We start from the raw sequence: 20,674 nt of genomic DNA, 5'->3' as shown, positions 1-20,674 counted from the left end.
AAATAAAAAAGAGTATTATTTCCTTACAAGGATGTCTACAAATTAAGGAGGAATCAAAAATGTCATACGTATTTTTTATGCCAACAATCTCTTATATGGGAGAAGGATCAGTAAAAGGTTTAGGAAACGAAATTCATTCTAGAGGACTAAAAAAAGCTTTAATCGTAACAGATCATGTTCTAGTTCAAATTGGGTTAGTTAAAAGTTTAACAAATTTATTAGATAAAAATGGAATAGGTTATGTTATCTATGACGAAACAAAACCAAATCCAACTGTAACAAATGTAAATCATGGATTAAAAGCTTTAAAGGATAATCATTGTGACTTTGTAATATCGTTTGGTGGAGGGTCACCTCATGATGCAGCGAAAGGAATAGCTTTAGTAGCTTCAAATGGTGGAGATATTAAAGATTATGAGGGAGTAGATAAATCAAAATATCCTCAACTACCTTTAATCGCTATAAATACAACAGCAGGGACAGCATCAGAAATGACAAGATTTTGTATAATAACAGATGAAGAAAGACATGTGAAAATGGCTATAGTAGATAAGCATGTAACTCCACTTATTGCGGTGAATGATCCAGAATTAATGCTAAATATGCCAAAAAGTTTAACGGCAGCAACAGGAATGGATGCTTTGACTCATGCTATAGAGGCGTATGTTTCTACGATAGCAACTCCAGTAACTGATGCATGTGCAGAAAAAGCGATTGAGTTAATCTCAAAAAATTTAAGAGAAGCAGTTGAGAATGGGCAAGATATAAAAGCTAGAGATAATATGGCTTATGCTGAATATTTGGCAGGAATGGCGTTTAATAGTGCATCTTTAGGATATGTTCATGCCATGGCTCATCAACTTGGTGGATTCTATGATTTACCACACGGTGTTTGTAACGCTATCTTATTACCACATGTTGTTAGATATAACGCTTCTGTATCGGAAGAGAAATTAAGAAAAGTAGCTATCTTGATGGGAGTTAATCCCCATGATATAAAAGATAAAAATCCAGCGGATTTAGCTATTGAATCTATAAAAAAATTGTCTAAAGATATAGGAATTCCAGCGGGAATAAAAGAGCTTGGAGCTAAAGAGGAGGATTTTGTAACTCTAGCGACAAATGCATTAAAAGATGCATGTGGATTAACAAATCCAAAACAAGCAACATTAGATGAAATAATAGAAATTTATAGAAACGCAATGTAATTAAAAAAATATAAAATTATTTGTAAAAGTGTTAGAAAAAAATCTAGCACTTTTTTTATAGAGTTTAGTAGTTTTTATTCTGATGAAGAGGCAATAAATAATATATTAAGAAAAATATAGAATAACTTTTACCTTTATTTTACATAAATTTAATCATGATTTTACAAATATAAGTTAAAATGAGTTAAATTAAAAAAAAGGGGGCAAAAAAAATTGAGTAAAACTAAATTTAAATTAGCAGCACTAACAGCATTTTTAACGATAGCAGGAACAGCACAGGCAGTAGCTTTAAAAGATGTGAAACCAGGATTTGCTAAAAATGTAATTTTCCTTATTCCAGATGGATCGAGTTCAACAGTTTCAACATTGGCAAGAGCGGTATATAATGATGGAGAAAGTTTAAATATAGATGCATTGGCATCTGGTTTAGTAAAAACTTATAACTCTGATACTTTTATAGCTGATTCGGCACCTGCAGGAACAGCACTTGCAACAGGATGGAAAACACAGGATAAGTTAATAGGTGTAAAACCTAAAGCTGCAACTTTAAAAGGAGCTAGAGTTCCAGAAGTAGGAGACGAATTAGCACCAGCAGCATCAGTGTTAGAAGCGGCTAAATTAAATGGTAAAGCAGTAGGGATTGTAGCAACATCAGAAGTATTGCACGCTACACCAGCAGATTTCACTACTCACTCAATTCATAGAAATAATTACTCTGTAATAGGAGAACAACAAGTTCATCAAAACTTAAATGTAGTTTTTGGTGGAGGAAAAAGTTACCTAAAAAAAGATAATGCAACTGAGGCAAATTCAAAGAAACGTACTGATGGGGAGGATATGCTAGAGGCTTTAACAGCTAATGGATATAATATAGTACAAACTTTGGATGAAATGAAAAGCTTAAATAAGGATTTTGTATGGGGATTATTTGCTGAGAAGGATATACCTTATGATTTAGATCGTGATAAGAAAACAGTTCCATCTTTAGCAGAGATGACAGAGAAAGCAATTGAATTACTTTCAAAAGATGAAGATGGATTCTTCTTAATGGTAGAGGGATCAAAAGTTGATTGGGCAGGACATGCAAACAATCCTGTTGCAATAACTTCAGAGTTTATGGCCTTTGACAAAGCTGTAGGAGTTGCTTTAGAGTATGCTAAGAAGAATAGTGATACACTAGTAGTTGCTGTAACAGACCATGGAACAGGTGGAATCTCTATAGGAAATCTAGCTACATCATCAAATTATCCAGAGTTACCAATGGATGTATTTACAAAAGATATGAGAAAAGCTAAGTTTACAGAAGTATTAACAGCAGAGAAGATATTAGCTAATAAATCAGCTGCAAAATCTTTAGCAAAAGATATGTTAGGTTTAGAGCTAACAGATGCAGAGTTAGAAGGAATAAATAAAGCTGATAAAACATCAGGAATTGAAGCGGTTTTAGGAAAAGCTATGAGTGAAAGAGCACATTTAGGATGGACAACAAATGGTCATACAGGAGAGGATGTACCTCTTTATGTGTATACATCTAATTACGCTAATCAATTAACAGGAACAGTAAATAATTCAGATATTGCACTTTATATAGCTAAAGCTATGAATTTAGATTTAGATGCAGCGACAAATGAGCTATTTGTTCCAGGAAAAAGAATAAAAGAGATGGGAATTGATGTAAATATAGACATGACAAATAAATTCCAACCAATATTTACTTTATCTAAGGGTGGAAAGAAGTTTGTGTTCCAAGAGAATAAGAACTACTACGAGTTAGATGGAAAAAAAGTTAAATTTAATGGAATTGTTGTATTTAATGGTAAGGATGTATTTATTCCAAATGCAGCTTTAAAAGATATAATATAATCTTTTTATAGAAAAAAGACGAGAGGTTTTAAAACTTCTCGTCTTTTAAATTTTTTGTTATTTTATACATAGCACATGGTATTCACCATTGATAACGCTAGTTCCTTCTGTTTCGTGTTCGAATCCTGGGAATTGTTTGTCCCAAGTAGAAAGAGCTTTTAAATATGTAATTTGTGGACTATTAGAATCTCCAAAGTTTTCACCAGACATCAGCATAGGAATTCCAGGAGGATAAGGAATAACAGCATTTGCCGCGACTCTATTTTCTAATTGTGTAGCTGGTACTAGTTCAACTTCATTTTTAACAACTTTATTATAAGCTTGTCTAGGAGTAATTACTTGTTCAGGTAGACTAGAATACGCTTCATCTAGATATTTACCCAAATTATGTTCTTTTAAGTAATGGAAAATTTCATCACCTAAGTCTTTCATTCCAAGAGTACCATATCTGTCTTCACGTCCTTTAACTAATTCAGGGAATATCTTACCTAAAGGGGTATTATTATCATAATCTTTTTTGAAAGCTATCAGAAGATCTAAAAGTGTTCCCCACTTTCCCTTAGTTATTCCCATTGAGAATAAAAACATAACTTGGAAATCTGTTGTTCTTGTAGGAACAACACCATATTTAGAAAAATAATATGCTACAAGTTCAGCAGGTACTCCTATGTCTGCAAGATCTCCATTATCACACATACCTGGGGAAAGAATACTAACCTTGATAGGATCTAACATTGCCCAATCTTCAGGAAGGTTATCAAAACCATGCCAAATATCTCCAGGCTTCATTTTCCAACACTCCTGATCTGTCATTAGAAGTTCAGTTGGAGCATCTTCAAAATTATAAACTTTACCAGTTGATTTATCTGTTACAGTTTCAACATTCCATGGTTTGAAGAACCATTCTCCTTTATCCTTATATTCTTTATGATATTTTGCGACCATTTTTCTAAAGTCGATAGCTTCTTTTAAAACTTCATCAGTTAAATATTTACCAGTTTTTCCCTCCATCATAGCAGCACCAATTTCATTTGAAACAGCGATAGCATACAAAGGAGATGTTGTAGAGTGCAGCATATAAGCTTGATTAAATCGCTCCTCACTTATAGGATTACTTCCTTTTCTCATATGAATGTATGAAGCTTGAGATAAAGCGTTTAAAAGTTTATGAGTAGAGTGTGTTGCAAAGATTGTAGCATGACCATTGTAATCCTTTGCATCTCCTCTCATAGCATAATGATTCGTATAAATTTCATTAAATTTAGCATATCCATACCACGCCTCATCGAAATGGATATTTTGTATATATGGTTGGAAAATATCTTCCACTTTTTTAGCATTGTAACAAACACCGTCATATGTACAGTTAGTAACAACTGTGTATAAAGGTTTTTGCTTCTTCATAGAAGCTGGAATTAAACAGCTATTTTCTATTTTGCCAAGAACTTCGTCTTCAGACATTTCGGTTGGTAGAATTGGACCTATTATTCCATATCGATTTCTAGTTGGCTTCATATAAACTGGTTTTGCTCCAGTTAACATTAAACCTTGTTCGATAGATTTATGACAGTTTCTATCAAGTAAGGCAATATCATCTTCAGTTAGTGTTCCTTGCATAATAGTTCTATTAGAACCAGAAGTACCAACTAAAACATTATATGATCTGTCTGAACCAAATATTTTTGCTGCTAATTTCTCCCCCTCTAGGAAAGCACCCGTATGGTCTAATAAAGAGCCGATACAAGTTCTTTCAATACCAGTGTCAGTTCTGAACAGATTTTCATCATAAAAATCGAAGAATCTTTGTCCTAATGCAGTTTTAGTAAAACCAACACCTCCTTGATGACCAGGAGCTGCCCATGAATACTCAGCAACTTTATTGTAGTTGAAAACTGCTTTTGTTAAAGGTGGAAGTAATTCATCATTATATCTTTCAACAGCTCTTTGAATTCTTTCACCTAGAAATGTTATTTCCTCTTGTAATAACCATATAATCTCTTCAACATTTTCATAAATCTCTCTACTTAAAGTTTCTAAAGCATCAGCCTTATGAGTTAAAAGAAAAACAGGAACTCCTTCTTGAGATTCATGGAGCTTTTCAATAATATTTAAAGCTTCTTTTTCCTCTTTATTGCTAGGCCAAGATAAAAGAAGGCAATCAATAGCTTTATCGTAAGAGATAACATCTTCTAAATCTTCATAAGATTGAGATATATATATTCCAAGATTTCTTCTACTTAATTCTTCTAAAAGAAGAGTACTTCTATTAGCAATTTCAGTTCCCTCCTTTATTCCATCATTAAAAAATACAATTTTGTTTTTATTTCCATCTATAATTTTTTTCATAAAAATAACCTCCATTTATCCAAGTAAAACTTTATAGTTTGCAATTGTATAAAATACTCCAATTATTCCACTTGCTATTATTAAACCGGCAAATATTTTTTCACCATGAGTAAAAATTGGTTTTCCATCACTGCTTTCCAATCTAGCTTTTCTAAAAACAGGAATTCCCAAAGCATAAATGATAGCTGCAACCAGAAAATAACTTAAACCAGCAGCATATATTAGCCAAGCTGCATAAATACTACCAAGTACTCCAGTTAAAAGAGCCTTTTCTCTACTTATAGGAGAGGCATTAGGGAAATCACCACCAGCTTTTGAAATTCTCCATAGGTATAGTGTACAAATAAAATAGCAAGGTAGAATCATAACTCCTGTAATACTAAGCATTAGATTCCAAGCATTATTAGAAAAATAAACTACAATCATACATAGTTGCATAAGAATAGATGAAACTAATAAAGAATATGAAGGGGATTCATTTTTATTTTCAGTAGCAAAAACTTTAGGAAATGTCCCATCTTTCGCAGCTTCAAAAGGTAAGGAAGCGAGCATTACTGTCCAAACAAGCCAAGAGCTTAATAGTGCAATAATAACACCCAGGTTCATTATCCAGTTTCCAGAGTTTCCGATAACAGTACTTAGAATAGGCCCTGTTGAAGGAGGTGACATAGTCGAAATTTTACCTTGAGATAAAATTCCTAATGGAAGTAAAGAAAGTAGGGCGTATATAATTAAGCATCCTAAGAATCCGATAACAGTAGCTTTCCCAACATCTTTTTGTGAGTTGGCTCTACTAGAAATAACAACAGCTCCTTCTATACCAATAAATACCCAAAGTGTCACAAGCATAGTACTTTTTACTTGAGGGAATAGTCCGCCTAAGTCTTTATCCATAAGACTTGGAATAACAGCTTTACCCCAAAAATCGGTTGTAAAAACTGAAAAATCGAATTTAAAGATTAAAATTAAAATAAAAAGTATTAATGGAATTAATTTTCCAACTACTCCAATATTATTGATAAATGCAGCTTGCTTTACTCCTGCCAAAACAGCGAAGTACATAATCCAGATTACTAAAGAACCACAGATTACTGAGAGCAAATTATTTCCACCTTTAAAATATGGATTAAAAAAATAATTGAATGAATCCATTAAAAGAATTGCGTATCCGACATTTGCAAAGATATTACATATCCAATATCCCCATGCAACTTGGAATCCCATTAATTTTCCAAATCCTAATTCACCATACCCATAAATTCCAGAGGTAACTTCTGGTTTGACATTTGACAAAATACTGAAAGTATTAGCCAAAAACCACATACCTAAACCTGTGATTACCCAAGCTATTATTATAGCTCCAGCAGAAGCTGATTGTGCCATATTTTGAGGTAGATTATATACACCACCACCAATCATAGCACTGATAACAAGTCCTGCTAAAGTAATAACGCCTAGTTTTTTTTCTGTTGCCATAATTCTTCTCCTCCTTTTAGAGAAATTTATTTTAGTCATATTATTCTACTACCCATATTTTATACTCATATTTTAATAAGAAATAAAATAATATGCCCACTCCCTTATACAATATTTGTGAAAAGTTTCCTACATTTTTTTTAAATAGAAAAATAATGAGAGAGAATAAAGAGTATATAGTTACAAAAAAGTAACTACTTTCTTTAAAAAAAAATCTATGATAGGATAGTGTTTATAAAATTAAAGGAGGTAGTTTAATGTTACTTATCAAAAGAGCAAAAAAAGTAAAATTTTTAATATTTATAATATTTACAGTGGTTTTATTAAGTTGTACAAGAGAAGATAAGAAGGCAGAGGAAAAGTTATTGAAAATAGCTCAAAGTGGAAATCCAAGATCACTTGATGTACATAATGCAAATGATGGATTTTCTTTAAGAATAAATAAACAAATATATTCTAGACTTGTAGAAATTGATGGTGATAGAAATATAATACCAGGATTGGCTGAAAGTTGGATTAGAATAGATGACAAAACTTATGATTTTAAAATAAGAGACAATGTAAAATTCCATAATGGTGATACTCTTCAATTGGAGGATATAAAATTTTCTTTTGAAAGGATGATGAAATCTCCGAGAATAAACTTCATAGTACCGCCTATCGAAAAAATAGAGATTATAAATCCTTCAACAATAAGAATTGTTACAAAGACACCTTTTGCCCCATTGCTATATCACTTATCACATCCAGCTTTAGGGATAGTAAGTAAAAAAGTAATAGAAACTTCAGGTGATAATTCAGCTGTAGTGGGAACAGGACCCTATAAATATGATTCTTGGGTCATCGGAGACCAAGTCGTTTTAAATAAAAATACAGAATATTTTTTGACACCTCCAGCTTTTGATAAGTTGATATTTAAAACAATAACAGAACCAACGAATAGAGAGATTGCCTTAGAAACGAAAGAGATTGATATAGCACTAGACATAAGTACTGTCGATGCACCTAAAATTATAAGTAATAAAGAATTAGTTCTTCATACAAAACCATCATACTCTTATAGATACTTAGGATTTAATAATAGAAAAGTAATTTTTGAGGATAAAAACTTAAGAAAAGCAATCGATTATGCAATCGATAAAGAGTCTATTGTAAAAATAATTTTAAACGGATATGGTGAAGTTGCAAACTCTGTAATAGCACCTAATGTATTTGGATTTACAAATACTACTAAGAATGTGGGATATGATCTAGAAAAAGCAAAAGAATTCTTAGCTAAATCTAACTATAAAAATGAACTTACGTTAGAGCTTTTAACTCAAGGATCGGGTGACACAAATGCTATTGCAGAAGTGATTCAAGCAAACTTGAAAGAGATTGGAATAGAGTTGAGAATAACAATTGTTGAAAGCGGAACATTTTATGATCTGACTGAAAAAGGCAATTTTGATATGTTTTTAGGCTCATGGGGAACAGTAACCGGTGATGCTGATTATGGATTATATCCAATGTTCCACTCTAATTCTATGGGAAGTCCTGGAAATAGATCTTTCTATTCAAATCCAGAAGTAGATAGACTTTTAGATGATGGAAAAACTGTAGCTGATCAAAATGAAAGGTTAAAAATATATGAGGAGATTCAACAAAGAATAGTCGAAGATACACCACATGTAATGTTATATAATAGTGTGATTATTGTAGGTGCTCAAAAAGATATAAAAGGATTGAATATACACCCAGTTACACTTCATGATTTTTATCCAATTTATAGAGAGAAATAGAAAAAAGCTTCCTTACAGAACTAGTGAGGAAGCTTTTTATTTTAAATGATTTTACCATTTCGAAGGTTTAAAGCAAGTCCCTTATTAATAATAACTTCACCATTAATAATAACATATTCAATACCATCAGGTTTTAAATATGGATTTTCAAAAATTGAATTGTCTCTAATCTTATTTAAATTGAAAATTGTAAGATCAGCAAAATATGTCGGACGAATCTCTCCTCTGCTTAAAACTTTAAATATTTTAGCAGGTTTAGCAGTAATACGATTTATAATATCTTCGATAGGTAGTTGATATTTCATAATATTTATATATCTTGGGAAAGTTCCGAAGCTTCTAGGATGTGGAGTTCCAAGATTAAAACAATCATTCATAGGAAAGGAATTTCCATCACTTGCAACAACTCCAAGATTAGACTTAAGGAAAATTTCAACATCTTTCATATTCAAAGAGAAATATATAGCTTGAGCAGCACCACAAGATTTTTCGATAAGATAAAGAACACTTTCTGCTTCACTTAATTGTAAAAAAATAGATATCTGATAAAGAGATTTACCAGAAAAGTTTATTTTATCATAAAAATTATTTGAGATAATGATATTTTTTCCACCGCCACGTTTTTCAATTTTTTTAGCTATTTGTACCAAGATATCTTCTGAAAATCTAGGAATAGAATCTATAAAGAGAGAAATATCACCTGTAAAAATATTTTCGGGAAGCAAAACAAAAAGATTTGTGCAACTAGCATTATATGGATATTGATCAAAAGATATATCTGCTCCATCTTGCTTAGCTTTTTCTAAAAGATTTAAAACTTGGTTGGCTTTTCCCCAGTTGTTTTTATTCATAATTTTTAGATGAGATACATGAACTTTAGCACCACTCATTTTTGAATAGAAAACAACCTCTTCTATAGATTCAATAATTTTATCTCCCTCATCTCTAATATGAAATGAAGCGATTTTGTCATATGCTTTTACAACTTTTAAAAGTTCAATAATCTCCTCTCTACTCATAAAATTTCCTGGTTGATAAAGTAAGCCAAAAGATATTCCTAAAGCACCCTCATCAAATTGTTTTTTAAGTAATTTTTTCATTTGATAAATCTCTTTAGAAGATGCAAAATTAGATTTAAAGCCCATAACAGCAATTCGAATACAACCAGACCCGACAAGAAATCCTTGGTTTGTATCTAGTTGATATTTTTCTAATTCATTTTTTAAACTTGAAAAACTATTAATCCGATTAAGTGGAATAGGATGATAGTTAATATCTGAATGAGTTTGAATATATTTAGCAAGATTATCTTGATTCTCAGAAGTTCCTGGAAAAATTCCGATACCACAATTTCCATTAATCTCTGTTGTCACCCCCTGATAAAGTTTACTTGAGCAAGTTTTATTACTAAAACTAGAGATATCCGAATGGCTATGAACATCTATAAAACCAGGTGATACATATAAATGTTCAGCGCTTATAACTTTTTTTCCTTTTAACTTTTCTTTAGAAATTGTATGGATTCGATCTCTAATTATTCCGATATTTGAAATTTCAGAGGCTTTGTCATAACCAAAAATTACAGTTCCATTTTCTATTACAAGATCAAAAATAATATTTGAATTAATTGTTTGTAAAGTATTCATATCTATTCATCTCCTTAAAAATCAACTGTTTACAAAACTTCTAAATAGAATTGTTTTAAGAAATCTCTCATGAATTTGTCTCTTTTTTCAGCTTCAATACGCCCCTCTTCTGTATTCATTAAATCTTTTAGTTTTAAAAGTTTAGTATAAAAATGAGAGATAGTATCGTTCATTTCTTCGGGGTTATAAATCTCTCGCTGAAAAGCGCCTCCAAAAGTAAAAGTTCGAGCGATACCAATAGCTCCTAAAGCATCTAAACGATCAGCATCTTGAACTATTTTACTTTCTAAAGTTTTTAGAGGTATTCCTTTAGTGAAAGATGTTGTGTTAGCTATATATACAACATGCTCAATTTGCTCTTTCGTTAGAGATGTATTCAGTAAAAATGATTCGATAATATTTTTACGATCGATATTAGAATAACCGAATTTATGATCTGCAACATCATGAAATAAAGCACCTAATTGAACTACTGTAAAATCGATATTTTCTTTTTCTTTGATAGCAATTTTTTTAGCGTTTTCTAGAACTCGAAGAGTGTGTTGCCAATCATGACCAGTTTTTTCATTAATCAATCTATTTTTAACATACTCTTTAGCATTTTTGATTATATTCACAGAATCATTCGATTGATTTTTTTTAGCAATAATAAATTTAACCTTAGTTTCATTTATATGTTTTGTATTTTTAAGAAGAGATAGAAATTCAATTTTTATTGAATTAATCTCTTCTTTAGAGAAATATTTATTAAAGGATAATCTGTTCAAACGATTTTCCCACATAGAACAAATATTGTCAGGGAGAGCTCCAGAAGATGTAAGCTCAGAATCATCTAGATTTTCACTTAGAATAATTTCTAGTCCTAATTTTTTTAGAATAGGTTCAATATTTCTTCCGGCCTCGAAGTCATAAACACCTTCGTTTTTAATTTCTTTTTCGAATTTTGCTAGATATTTTGTTATTTTTTCTGATAATGGTTGATGCCCTCTTAAAAGATTGTCAATTTCTATAATAGCTATCCACCCATTAAATTTTAACTTATTAACCCAATTACTAAGAGTCACTTCCATTTTATTTGGAAAATAAGCGATTGCAAAACTAGAGAATATACCATCTATCTCCTCTGGAATATAAACTAAATCATGGATATCATTTTGAATAATATTTATATTATTGATATTTTTATTTTTTAAAATTTCAAGAAATTCAGAATTTATATCAACGGCGATAACTTGATGTACTTTTTCGGATAAAATTTCAGAAAATTCACCGATTCCACATCCTAATTCGAGAATGGTTTGATTATTGTTCAGTGGTAATTTATTTGCAATATTAGTCCATTTTCTATACTTTTGTTGAATTTGGTATTCTTCTTTTAATGTCATATGTATACCTCTCTTTATAATAGAATGATGTTTATCCTAACACACAATTTTAATATCTTCAAGTTAGATTTAATAAAACTCATATTGTTAAATAAGTTTGACAAAAATGTTAAACTATACTAAAATGTGTTTATATAAAGTAAACTTATTTATTGATACATTAAAAGGAGGATAAAATGTCAAATTGTAATTCATGTCCATCAAAAGGATCATGCTCAAAAGAGTCTTCAAGTTGCGGGATAGTTAATCATCCGGCAAATAAAATAAAAAAAGTGATAGGTGTTATGAGTGGAAAGGGTGGAGTAGGTAAATCTACAGTTTCTACTTTGTTAGTAAAGCAATTAGCTGATCAAGGATATAAAGTAGGAATAATGGATGCAGATATTACAGGACCTAGTATTCCAAGATTATTGGGACTGAGTGGAGAAAGAGCCGGAGGAAAAGGGGATGATATTTATCCAGTATTAACAAAAGATGGAATAAAAGTAATTTCTTTAAATTTTTTGGTTGAAAATGAAAATGATCCTGTATTGTGGAGAGGCCCAATTGTAGGAAGAGCTGTTAAACAGTTTTGGGAGAATGTTATCTGGGGAGAATTAGATTATCTGATTATAGATATGCCTCCAGGAACAGGAGATGTTGCTCTTACAGTTATGCAATCAATTCCATTGAATGGAATTGTAATGGTTTCAGTGCCACAAGATATGATATCAATGATAGTTGCAAAAGCTGTTAAAATGGCAAATCAAATGAATGTAGACGTGATTGGAGTAGTTGAGAATATGAGTTATGTTGTATGTCCAGGGTGCGAAACTAAAATAAAGCTATTCAACGGAGAGGCGACAAATTTCTTAAATGAAAATAAATTACAACTCTTAGGGGAACTTCCCATGATTTCAAGTATATGTAATCTTTCTGTAGATGGATATGAGGCTAATAAAGAGGAGATAAATAATATTTTTAATTCAATTACAAAAAAAATATTAGATAAAATTAATATATAATATAAATAGACAAAAATAGGCTAGATATTCTAGCCTATTTTTTTAGAGATTTTTAATTTTATTTTAATATAAAATTAAAATATTTGCATTAACTTCCAATAAACATTTGTGTCCAAATATTATTTCCAAACTCATCTCTTGAAACACCCATCTCTTTAAATTTAGGGTTTAGTATATTTTTTCTATGACCAGCTGATTCCATCCATGATTTCATAACAAACTCAGGGGTATTTTGTCCCTTTGCAATATTTTCACCAGCAGTCATATAGTTCACATTATATTTTTTCATCAAATCGAAGGGTGAACCATATATAGGTGAGTTATGACTGAAGTATTGATTGTGATACATATCATCAGATTTTATTTTTGCAAGAGTATTTAAGGTTGGATTTAGTTTTAAAGGTTCAATTCCTCTATTCTCTCTTTCAATATTCACTAAAGCTAAAATAGCTTCGTGATCATTATCAAATCCGAATAGTGACGTTGTTAAAAGTAAAAGTAAAATTCCTAGTATTTTTTTCATAAGTTCTCTCCTGATAAGTATTCTTGTAGTTTATTTTAACAAATAAAATTGAAATTGTCCATTATATGAGGAGTTTAAAATATAATTTTGACTTATTAAAAAAAATGAAGTAAATAAAATAATAACTAAAATTTTATTAAAAAGATATGGGAGGGATTTTATGAATTTCAGTAGTGATGATTTTGGATTTTTAATTAGCTTTAATATGATTGGGACCTTAGCAATTGGATTGATATCTTTATATATTGGATTGTATATAAAAAACAAATCTCAATTTTTTAATAAGTTCGGAATTCCAGCTCCGGTAATTGGAGGAATCCTTTTTGCTATTATTCATTTGTGTATTAGAAATTTAGGAATAGGAACACTAAAGTATGATACGATTCTTCAAGATCCATTTATGGTTGTATTTTTTACAACGATTGGGATTGGTTCTTCAGTGGCAGCTTTAAAAAAAGGTGGAAAACTTTTAATAGTATTTTGGTTGCTTAGTGGTGTGATGACTTTTATGCAAACTGTAATCGGAGTAGGAGTAGCAAAAGTAACAAATATCAATCCGCTTTATGGTGTATTGGCAGGCTCTGTGTCAATGAGTGGAGGTCATGGATCGGCAGGAGCATTTGGAAAAACAGTTGAACAATTAGGAGTTGTAGGAGCGAGCACAATGGCTTTATCATCAGCAACTTTTGGTTTATTAGCAGGTGGACTTTTAGGAGCTCCATTGGCATTATATTTAATTAGAAAAAATAATTTGAAGGCAATAAATATAGTAGGAAAAGATGATATAAACTTTGAAGAAAAATATTCATATCAAGATATAACAGCGGATGAATTATTAAAGCATATAGCTATTCTTTCAATAATAATGATGATTGGAACAACGTTTTCAGCAATATTAAAATCAAAATTAGATTTAGCTTTACCATCTTATGTTGGAGCTATGTTTGTAGCAATTATATTTAATAATTTGAATGAAAAATATAACTATGTGAAGCTAAATAGAAATTTAATTGATATATTAGGAATAACTTCTTTAAATATATTTTTATCGATGGCTTTAATTTCGTTAAGACTTTGGGAACTAGCTTCTTTAGCAGTTCCAATGTTTTTGATTTTATTTGCTCAAGTAATTTTTATGGCGTTTTTCACAAGTCAAATAGTATTTAAAGCTATGGGAAAAGATTATGACGCAGCAGTGATGGTTTCTGGGATGTGCGGTTCTGGATTAGGGGCAACTACAAATGCCATGTTGAACATGGGAGAAGTTTCAGAAAGACACGGATATACAGTTAATCCATATTTAATTGTAACTTTAACAGGAGCCTTTTTAATTGATATTTTTCAAATGCCGGTAATAATAACAGCTATAAATATGTTTAAATAAAAAATAAAAATGTCAACTTTAAAATCAAAAAAAGTTGACATTTTTATTTTTGTAGAATAGAATAATTAACATGAAATAAAATTATTTGAGGTGAAAAATGAAAAAAACTATAGATAGAATAGTAAATAAAATTTTAGAAAAAAAAGATGAAATAACTTTTGAAGAAGCCATAAATCTTATAGAGTATGACTTTGAAAAAGATAAAGATAGTCTAAAATCTCTTTTAAATGGAGCAAATAAAATCAGAGAAATTTTTCATGGAGATATATTTGATCTATGCACCATAGTTAATGCTAAATCAGGAAATTGTTCAGAGGATTGTAGATATTGTGCTCAATCATCACATTACAATACAGCAGCAGATGTATATGATTTGATGAATAAGAAGAAAATTTTAGAGCTCGCGAAAGATGTAGAGGAAAAGTTTGTTGATAAATTCTCTCTAGTTACGAGTGGAAGAGGATTAAGTGAGGGATGTGAATTAGAAAAATTAAAAGAGATTTACTTTGAATTGAAAAATGAAACGTCACTTCATTTATGTGCTTCTCACGGAATAATAGATTTTGAAGTGGCAAAAGAACTTAAAAGTTCAGGAGTACAGATGTATCATCATAATTTAGAAACTTCAAGAAAATTTTATGATAAGATCTGCACAACACATACTTATGAAGATAGAATAGAAACTTGTAAAAATGCTAAAAAAGCCGGTTTGAAAGTTTGCTCGGGTGGAATTTTAGGATTAGGAGAAACTAAAAAAGATAGAGTAGAAATGGCATTTGAGTTGAAAAAATTAGAGGTAGATTCGGTTCCAATAAATATTTTGACTCCTATTGAAGGAACACCTTTAGCTTTAGAAATAATAGAAGAGTTAACACCATTAGAAGTTGTAAAAACAATAGCGATTTATAGATTAATTTTACCAAATATTCCTATAAGATATGCAGGAGGTCGTCAACTTTTAGAAGATTATGAAATTTTAGGAGTAAAATCAGGTGTTAATGGAGCCCTTACGGGTAATTATTTAACAACGACAGGAAGTACAATTGAAAGAGATAGAATGATATTTAAGGAGGCTGGCTTTGAATTCAAGAGATAGGTTTTTTATAGTTGGAACAGGAACAGATATAGGAAAAACATATGTAGCGGGGTTATTTTTTAAAGCTTTAAAAAACAGTGAAGCGACTTATTACAAACCCATACAGAGTGGTTCAATTGATGGAAGAGCTCCAGATGTTTTAAGTGTCTGTTCGTTTGCAGGAGTTGAATACAGTGAGGAGATGTGTAGCTACAATTTAGTTGAACCAGTATCACCACATCTTTCAGCAGAGATAGATAAAGTTGAAATAGACTTTGAAAGGATTTTAGAAGAGATAAGAAAAAAATGTTTGGATAACAAATATCTAATTGTAGAAGGAGCAGGAGGAGTTTGTGTACCATTAAATAGAGATGGGTATATGTATTCAGATTTAATAAAAAAATCAAAATTACCAGTAGTGTTAGTAGCAGATACAAAAGTTGGAACAATCAATCACACTTTAGCAATATTAAGTTATCTTAAAGCTGAAAAAATACCGGTTTTAGGAGTTGTTTTCAATAGATTTAAAAATGAATATTTTGAAAAAGATAATATAGATATGATTGTTTCGTTAGCAAAAATTGATAACTATTTAATTATTAATGAAGAAGAAACAGATATAGATTTAGAAAAATTAAAATTTTTTTTAAATTATAATAGTTTGAGTCAGCTCCAAAAAAAAGATTTGCAATATATTTTTCATCCGTGCTCACAAATGAAAGATTATGAAAAACTTCCACCGATGGTTATAAAAAAAGGTGAGGGGGTTTATTTGATAGATGAAAATGGGAAAAGATACATGGATTGTGTCTCAAGTTGGTGGGTAAATCTTTTTGGACATTGTAATGGAAGAATAAATAGAGCTCTAAATAGACAGCTAGAAAGTTTAGAACATGCAATTTTTGCTAATTTTACACATGAACCAGCCATAGAACTTGGAGAGAGATTAATTGAAGTAGCTCCTGAAGGTTTAAAGAAACTTATTTTTTCTGAAAATGGATCTTCAGCTGTGGAGATAGCTCTTAAAATATCGTTTCAATATCATCAAGAGAAAGGTAATACAAAAAGAAAAAAGTTTGTATCTTTAAAAAATGCTTATCATGGAGAAACTTTAGGAGCTTTGGGAGTGACGGATGTAAATTTATTTACAGAGTTATATAAACCGCTTATAAAAGAAGCCCTGAAAGTTGAAGGTCCAGATTGTTATAGATGTAGTTGGAATAAAAAACCGGCAAATTGTGATGCTGAATGTTTTATTCATATGCAGGAGTTATTAGAAGAAAATGGTGATGAAATAGCAGGAGTAATAATAGAGCCGATGGTACAAGGAGCAGCAGGAATGAATATGTATTCTCCAAAATATTTGAAAAAATTAAGAGCTCTAACAATTGAAAAAGGAGTTCATTTAATAGCTGATGAGATTGCAGTTGGGTTTGGAAGAACAGGAAAAATGTTTGCTTGCGAGCATGCAGATATCTCTCCGGATATTATGTGCGTTGGAAAAGGTCTTACAGCGGGATATTTTCCAATGGCATTAACCCTTATTACTGATGAGATATATAATGCTTTTTATAAAGATTATTTAGAAGGTGGAGCATTTTTACACTCACACAGCTATTCTGGTAATCCACTTGGATGTTCAGTTGCTGTTGAAACATTAAAAATTTTTAAAGAGGAAGAGATTTTGAAGCAGATTGAAAAAAAGGGTCAATATTTAGAAAAAAAAGCTAAAGAAATATTTGGAAATCATAAAAATCTTGGAGAGTATAGACAAATTGGTTTTATTGGTGCCATTGAATTAGTAAAGAATAAAGAGAAGAAAGAACGATTTAAATCTTATGAGAGAGCAACATATGAAATTTATAAAATAGGACTTGAAAAGGGAATTATAATTAGACCTTTAGGTGATGTAATATACTTTATGCCACCATATACAATTGAGCTAAACGAGATAGACTTTATGTTAGAGAATTGTTTAGAGGCAATAGATGAATACTTAATGAAAAAAGAAAAAATTGAGATAAAAAATAAATATTTAAATAAATTTATCGGATTTGAGGTTTAAATGAAAAAAGAAAGAATTATAAAAGAGTTATCAGAATTAAAAAAAGATGAGAACTATCGAAGTTTGAAATTAACTGATAAAAAATATATTAATTTTTCATCAAATGATTATTTGGGATTAAATGAAGACAAAGAGTTAAGGGGAGAGTTTTTTCAAAAATTTAAAGATGAAGATTTGTTATTTTCATCATCATCATCAAGATTGTTGTCAGGGAGTTATCCTATAATCATGAAATTAGAAAAAAAATTGGAAAAGATTTATAATAAAAAAACTCTTTTGTTTAATAGTGGATATGATGCTAATACTTGTTTGATAGAAACTCTTTTTTCTAAAACATCTCTTATTATAAGTGATAGATATAATCATTCGAGTATATATTCCGGAATAAAAGCTTCAGAGGCAAAACTTTTAAGATATAGACATCTAGATTATAATCATTTGGAAGAAATTTTGAAAAAATATAGTTCGGAGTATGATGATATACTAGTTGTTTCAGAAACTGTTTATAGTATGGATGGAGATAGAGCGGATATAAAAAAATTAGTTCAATTAAAAAGTAAATATGGATTTAAGCTTTTGATAGATGAGGCTCACTCTTTTGGAGTTTCAGGGTATGGAGAGTGTTATGAGGCAGATGTCTTGGATTTAATTGACTATGTCGTTATTCCTCTCGGAAAGGCAGGCTCTTCAATAGGAGCTTATGTTTTAATGGATGAATTATCAAAAGAGTACATTATAAATAAAGGAAGAAAATTTATATATACGACAGCATTGCCACCTATAAATGTAGCTTGGAATCTTTTTATTCTTGAGAAGATGGAGAAGTTTAATTTTAGAAGAAAGAGATTGATAGAACTATCAATATATATGAGAAATCTACTGAATGAATATAAGATAGAGACAATCTCAAGTACAAACATAATTAGTATAGTGATAGGTGAGAATCAGAGGGTAAATAAAATATCTGAAAATCTCAGGGAGAAAGGATACTTAATATACCCAATTAAAGAACCAACAGTCCCTAAAGGAACAGCTAGATTGAGAGTAAGTTTAACAGCACTTCATACGAAGGAGATGATTCAAAAGTTTGTAAAGGAGTTAAACTATGAAATTGATAATGTTTTTTAATGGTTGGGGAATGAATGATTTAAATCTTTTTTTAGGAGATGAGTGGGAGATTAGATATATAAATTATCCTTATAAATATGAAGAGCCTATTTTGAAATTTGATAAAATTGTATTTATTGGTTGGTCATTTGGAGTTTACTATTTAAATAAATTTTTAGAGGAAAATCCTTTTTATCAGAAATATGAAGCAGTAGGAGTTAATGGAACTCCACATATGATGGGAGAGAGAGGAATTTCAAAAAGAATGTTGAAATATACTCTTGAAAATTTGACAAAAAAATCTTTAGAGAGATTCTATAAGAATATGGGAATTCTAGATAATAAAAATATATCTATTTTTGGTGAAAAAAAAGATGTTTCGGAATTAAAAGTTGAACTTTCAGATTTTATAAATAATTATATAGAAAGAGAAAATTATATAAAAAAATCTATAATCTCTAAAAATGATCGAATAATAAAGTCTAAAAATCAAAAAAAATATTTTACAGAAAATGGCAGTTTAATTTATGAAATAGATGGAGAACATTTTATTTTTGCTGAGGAAAAAAATTTAAGTAGGTTGGTGGATATTTTAAATGAGATTTAATAAATTTTTAAATACATATGATAATTATGCTTTTGTTCAGAAAGAAGTTGCTCAAAAGTTGATTGGTTTTTTAGAGAAAGATGAAGAGTTTGAAACAATTTTAGAGATTGGATGTGGAACAGGAATCTATTCTAAAAAATTAGTATCTCATATAAAATATCAAAATATTATATTAAATGACTTATGTGATAGTAAAAATTATGTGTCACAGATTGAAAAATCAAAATTTATAATTGAAGATATGGATACTTTTGAATATAAAAAATACTCTTTGATAACTTCAAGTTCAGTATTTCAATGGAGTAAGAATTTAGATCAGTTATTAGATAAAATATCAATAGCAGGAGATAGATTATTATTTTCAATTTATGTAGATGGAAATTTATTAGAGATAGAAAATTTTTTTGGAGTTGGATTAAAATACAGTAATCATCAAGATATCTTGAAAAAATTAAAGAAAAACTTTAAGTTTGTTAAATATAAAGTAGAAAATATTGTTTTAGAATTTACAACCCCTTTAGAAGCTTTAAAACATTTGAAATATACAGGAGTTACAGGAATTAGAAAAAATATAGAAATTACGAAGATAAGAAATTTTAAAGAGACTAAGTTGACATATAAAGTAGCTTATTATAATTGCTGGAATTAAAACAATAAAAATATTGACATAGAGTAAACTCTAAGATGTATATTATAGAAATAAAAAGGCAATAAAGGGGTGACTAGTGAGAAAAAATTTAGTTATATGTAAAATGATATTTTTAACAATATTTGCATTAGGTATGGAGCAATCAACAAATAAAATTAAATTAAAGTTTGAGAACAAGGAGATAGTTGTAGTTTTAAATAACAATGGTGCTTCTAATGATTTGTTAGATCAATTGCCACTAGAATTAAAATTTGAAAATTATGGCGGAATTGAAAAAATAAGCTATTTGACGAAAAGATTGAATATAAATAACTCACCGGGAAGTTGTACACCAAAAATTTATGACCTAACATATTATTCGCCTTGGGGAAATTTAGCATTTTTTACAAAAGACTTTAGAACTTCTAATGGATTAGTACCTTTGGGAAAAATAGAATCTGGATTTGAAAATTTAGAATCTATAGATAAAGCGTTGAAAGTGGTAATAGAGAAAATTGAATGAAAATTATTAGTAAAAAACCAACGACTATTTTTCAGTCGTTGGTTTTTAATTTT

General features: G+C 29.9%; 16 protein-coding genes and 1 pseudogene. 12 read left to right on the top strand and 5 right to left on the bottom strand.

What is annotated here, in order from left to right; all coding sequences use genetic code 11:
* Positions 1 to 59: 59 nt before the first annotated feature.
* Positions 60 to 1,208, top strand: a complete 1,149-nt coding sequence (gene yiaY, locus L988_RS04000; protein WP_047381829.1) for an L-threonine dehydrogenase — start codon at positions 60 to 62, stop codon at positions 1,206 to 1,208.
* 213 nt (positions 1,209 to 1,421) lie between these two features.
* A complete protein-coding gene (locus L988_RS03995) occupies positions 1,422 to 3,071 on the top strand; it encodes an alkaline phosphatase (protein ID WP_047381827.1) in 1,650 nt (549 codons plus the stop codon).
* Positions 3,072 to 3,128: 57 nt separating this feature from the next.
* On the opposite strand, the gene adiA is transcribed toward L988_RS03995, so the two are convergent.
* Positions 3,129 to 5,417 (bottom strand): arginine decarboxylase, encoded by a 2,289-nt coding sequence (gene adiA / locus L988_RS03990; RefSeq protein ID WP_047381825.1) that lies wholly within the window; start codon positions 5,415 to 5,417, stop codon positions 3,129 to 3,131.
* Positions 5,418 to 5,432: 15 nt separating this feature from the next.
* Complete coding sequence (locus L988_RS03985) at positions 5,433 to 6,893, bottom strand: basic amino acid/polyamine antiporter (protein WP_047381824.1); 1,461 nt, start codon at positions 6,891 to 6,893, stop codon at positions 5,433 to 5,435.
* 257 nt (positions 6,894 to 7,150) lie between these two features.
* Here L988_RS03985 and L988_RS03980 point away from each other — a divergent pair, with 257 nt between their 5' ends.
* A complete protein-coding gene (locus tag L988_RS03980) occupies positions 7,151 to 8,674 on the top strand; it encodes an ABC transporter substrate-binding protein (RefSeq protein ID WP_047381822.1) in 1,524 nt (507 codons plus the stop codon).
* Between the two features lie 41 nt (positions 8,675 to 8,715).
* Here the strand turns inward: L988_RS03980 and L988_RS03975 are convergent, their stop codons facing one another.
* Entirely contained in the window at positions 8,716 to 10,320 is a 1,605-nt protein-coding gene (locus tag L988_RS03975) for an amidohydrolase family protein (RefSeq protein ID WP_052191676.1), read from the bottom strand.
* 29 nt (positions 10,321 to 10,349) lie between these two features.
* Positions 10,350 to 11,705, bottom strand: a complete 1,356-nt coding sequence (locus L988_RS13930; protein ID WP_231549783.1) for a methyltransferase domain-containing protein — start codon at positions 11,703 to 11,705, stop codon at positions 10,350 to 10,352.
* A 176-nt stretch (positions 11,706 to 11,881) separates the two neighbouring features.
* On the opposite strand from L988_RS13930, the gene L988_RS03960 reads away from it, so the two are divergent.
* Positions 11,882 to 12,709 (top strand): Mrp/NBP35 family ATP-binding protein, encoded by an 828-nt coding sequence (locus L988_RS03960; RefSeq protein WP_047381820.1) that lies wholly within the window; start codon positions 11,882 to 11,884, stop codon positions 12,707 to 12,709.
* Between the two features lie 88 nt (positions 12,710 to 12,797).
* Here L988_RS03960 and L988_RS03955 read toward each other — a convergent pair whose 3' ends face one another.
* Positions 12,798 to 13,232 carry a CAP domain-containing protein gene (locus L988_RS03955; RefSeq protein ID WP_047381819.1) on the bottom strand — a complete coding sequence of 145 codons (435 nt, stop codon included), beginning with the start codon at positions 13,230 to 13,232 and terminating at the stop codon, positions 12,798 to 12,800.
* A 160-nt stretch (positions 13,233 to 13,392) separates the two neighbouring features.
* On the opposite strand from L988_RS03955, the gene gltS reads away from it, so the two are divergent.
* The 8 genes and pseudogenes from gltS (at position 13,393) to L988_RS03920 (ending at position 20,621) form a co-directional block, all read left to right on the top strand.
* Positions 13,393 to 14,616: a sodium/glutamate symporter gene (gene gltS, locus L988_RS03950; RefSeq protein ID WP_047381817.1), complete on the top strand. Its 1,224-nt coding sequence runs from the start codon at positions 13,393 to 13,395 to the stop codon at positions 14,614 to 14,616.
* Positions 14,617 to 14,713: 97 nt separating this feature from the next.
* Positions 14,714 to 15,712 (top strand): biotin synthase BioB, encoded by a 999-nt coding sequence (gene bioB / locus L988_RS03945; RefSeq protein WP_047381815.1) that lies wholly within the window; start codon positions 14,714 to 14,716, stop codon positions 15,710 to 15,712.
* Positions 15,696 to 16,262: pseudogene (bioD, locus tag L988_RS13925) on the top strand (dethiobiotin synthase); the annotation flags it as partial. The gene bioB and the pseudogene bioD, both read left to right, overlap by 17 nt.
* Positions 16,263 to 16,310: 48 nt before the next feature.
* Positions 16,311 to 17,756, top strand: a complete 1,446-nt coding sequence (gene bioA, locus L988_RS03940) for an adenosylmethionine--8-amino-7-oxononanoate transaminase (RefSeq protein ID WP_052191687.1) — start codon at positions 16,311 to 16,313, stop codon at positions 17,754 to 17,756.
* Positions 17,757 to 18,884: a pyridoxal phosphate-dependent aminotransferase family protein gene (locus tag L988_RS03935; protein ID WP_047381814.1), complete on the top strand. Its 1,128-nt coding sequence runs from the start codon at positions 17,757 to 17,759 to the stop codon at positions 18,882 to 18,884.
* On the top strand, positions 18,862 to 19,470 hold the full coding sequence (locus tag L988_RS03930; RefSeq protein WP_047381812.1) for a pimeloyl-ACP methyl esterase BioG family protein: 609 nt from the start codon (positions 18,862 to 18,864) through the stop codon (positions 19,468 to 19,470). The genes L988_RS03935 and L988_RS03930 overlap by 23 nt, the downstream gene beginning before the upstream one ends.
* On the top strand, positions 19,460 to 20,119 hold the full coding sequence (locus L988_RS03925; RefSeq protein WP_047381810.1) for a methyltransferase domain-containing protein: 660 nt from the start codon (positions 19,460 to 19,462) through the stop codon (positions 20,117 to 20,119). Before L988_RS03930 ends, L988_RS03925 begins: the two co-directional genes overlap by 11 nt.
* A 76-nt stretch (positions 20,120 to 20,195) precedes the next feature.
* Positions 20,196 to 20,621, top strand: a complete 426-nt coding sequence (locus L988_RS03920; RefSeq protein WP_156111920.1) for a cyclophilin-like fold protein — start codon at positions 20,196 to 20,198, stop codon at positions 20,619 to 20,621.
* Positions 20,622 to 20,674 lie beyond the last annotated feature (53 nt).

The organism is Cetobacterium sp. ZWU0022, from assembly GCF_000800875.1.
In the GTDB taxonomy this organism is placed as follows: Bacteria; Fusobacteriota; Fusobacteriia; order Fusobacteriales; family Fusobacteriaceae; genus Cetobacterium_A.
Note: the sequence above shows the minus strand (reverse complement) of the source record. Positions and strands in the feature narration are given on the sequence as shown.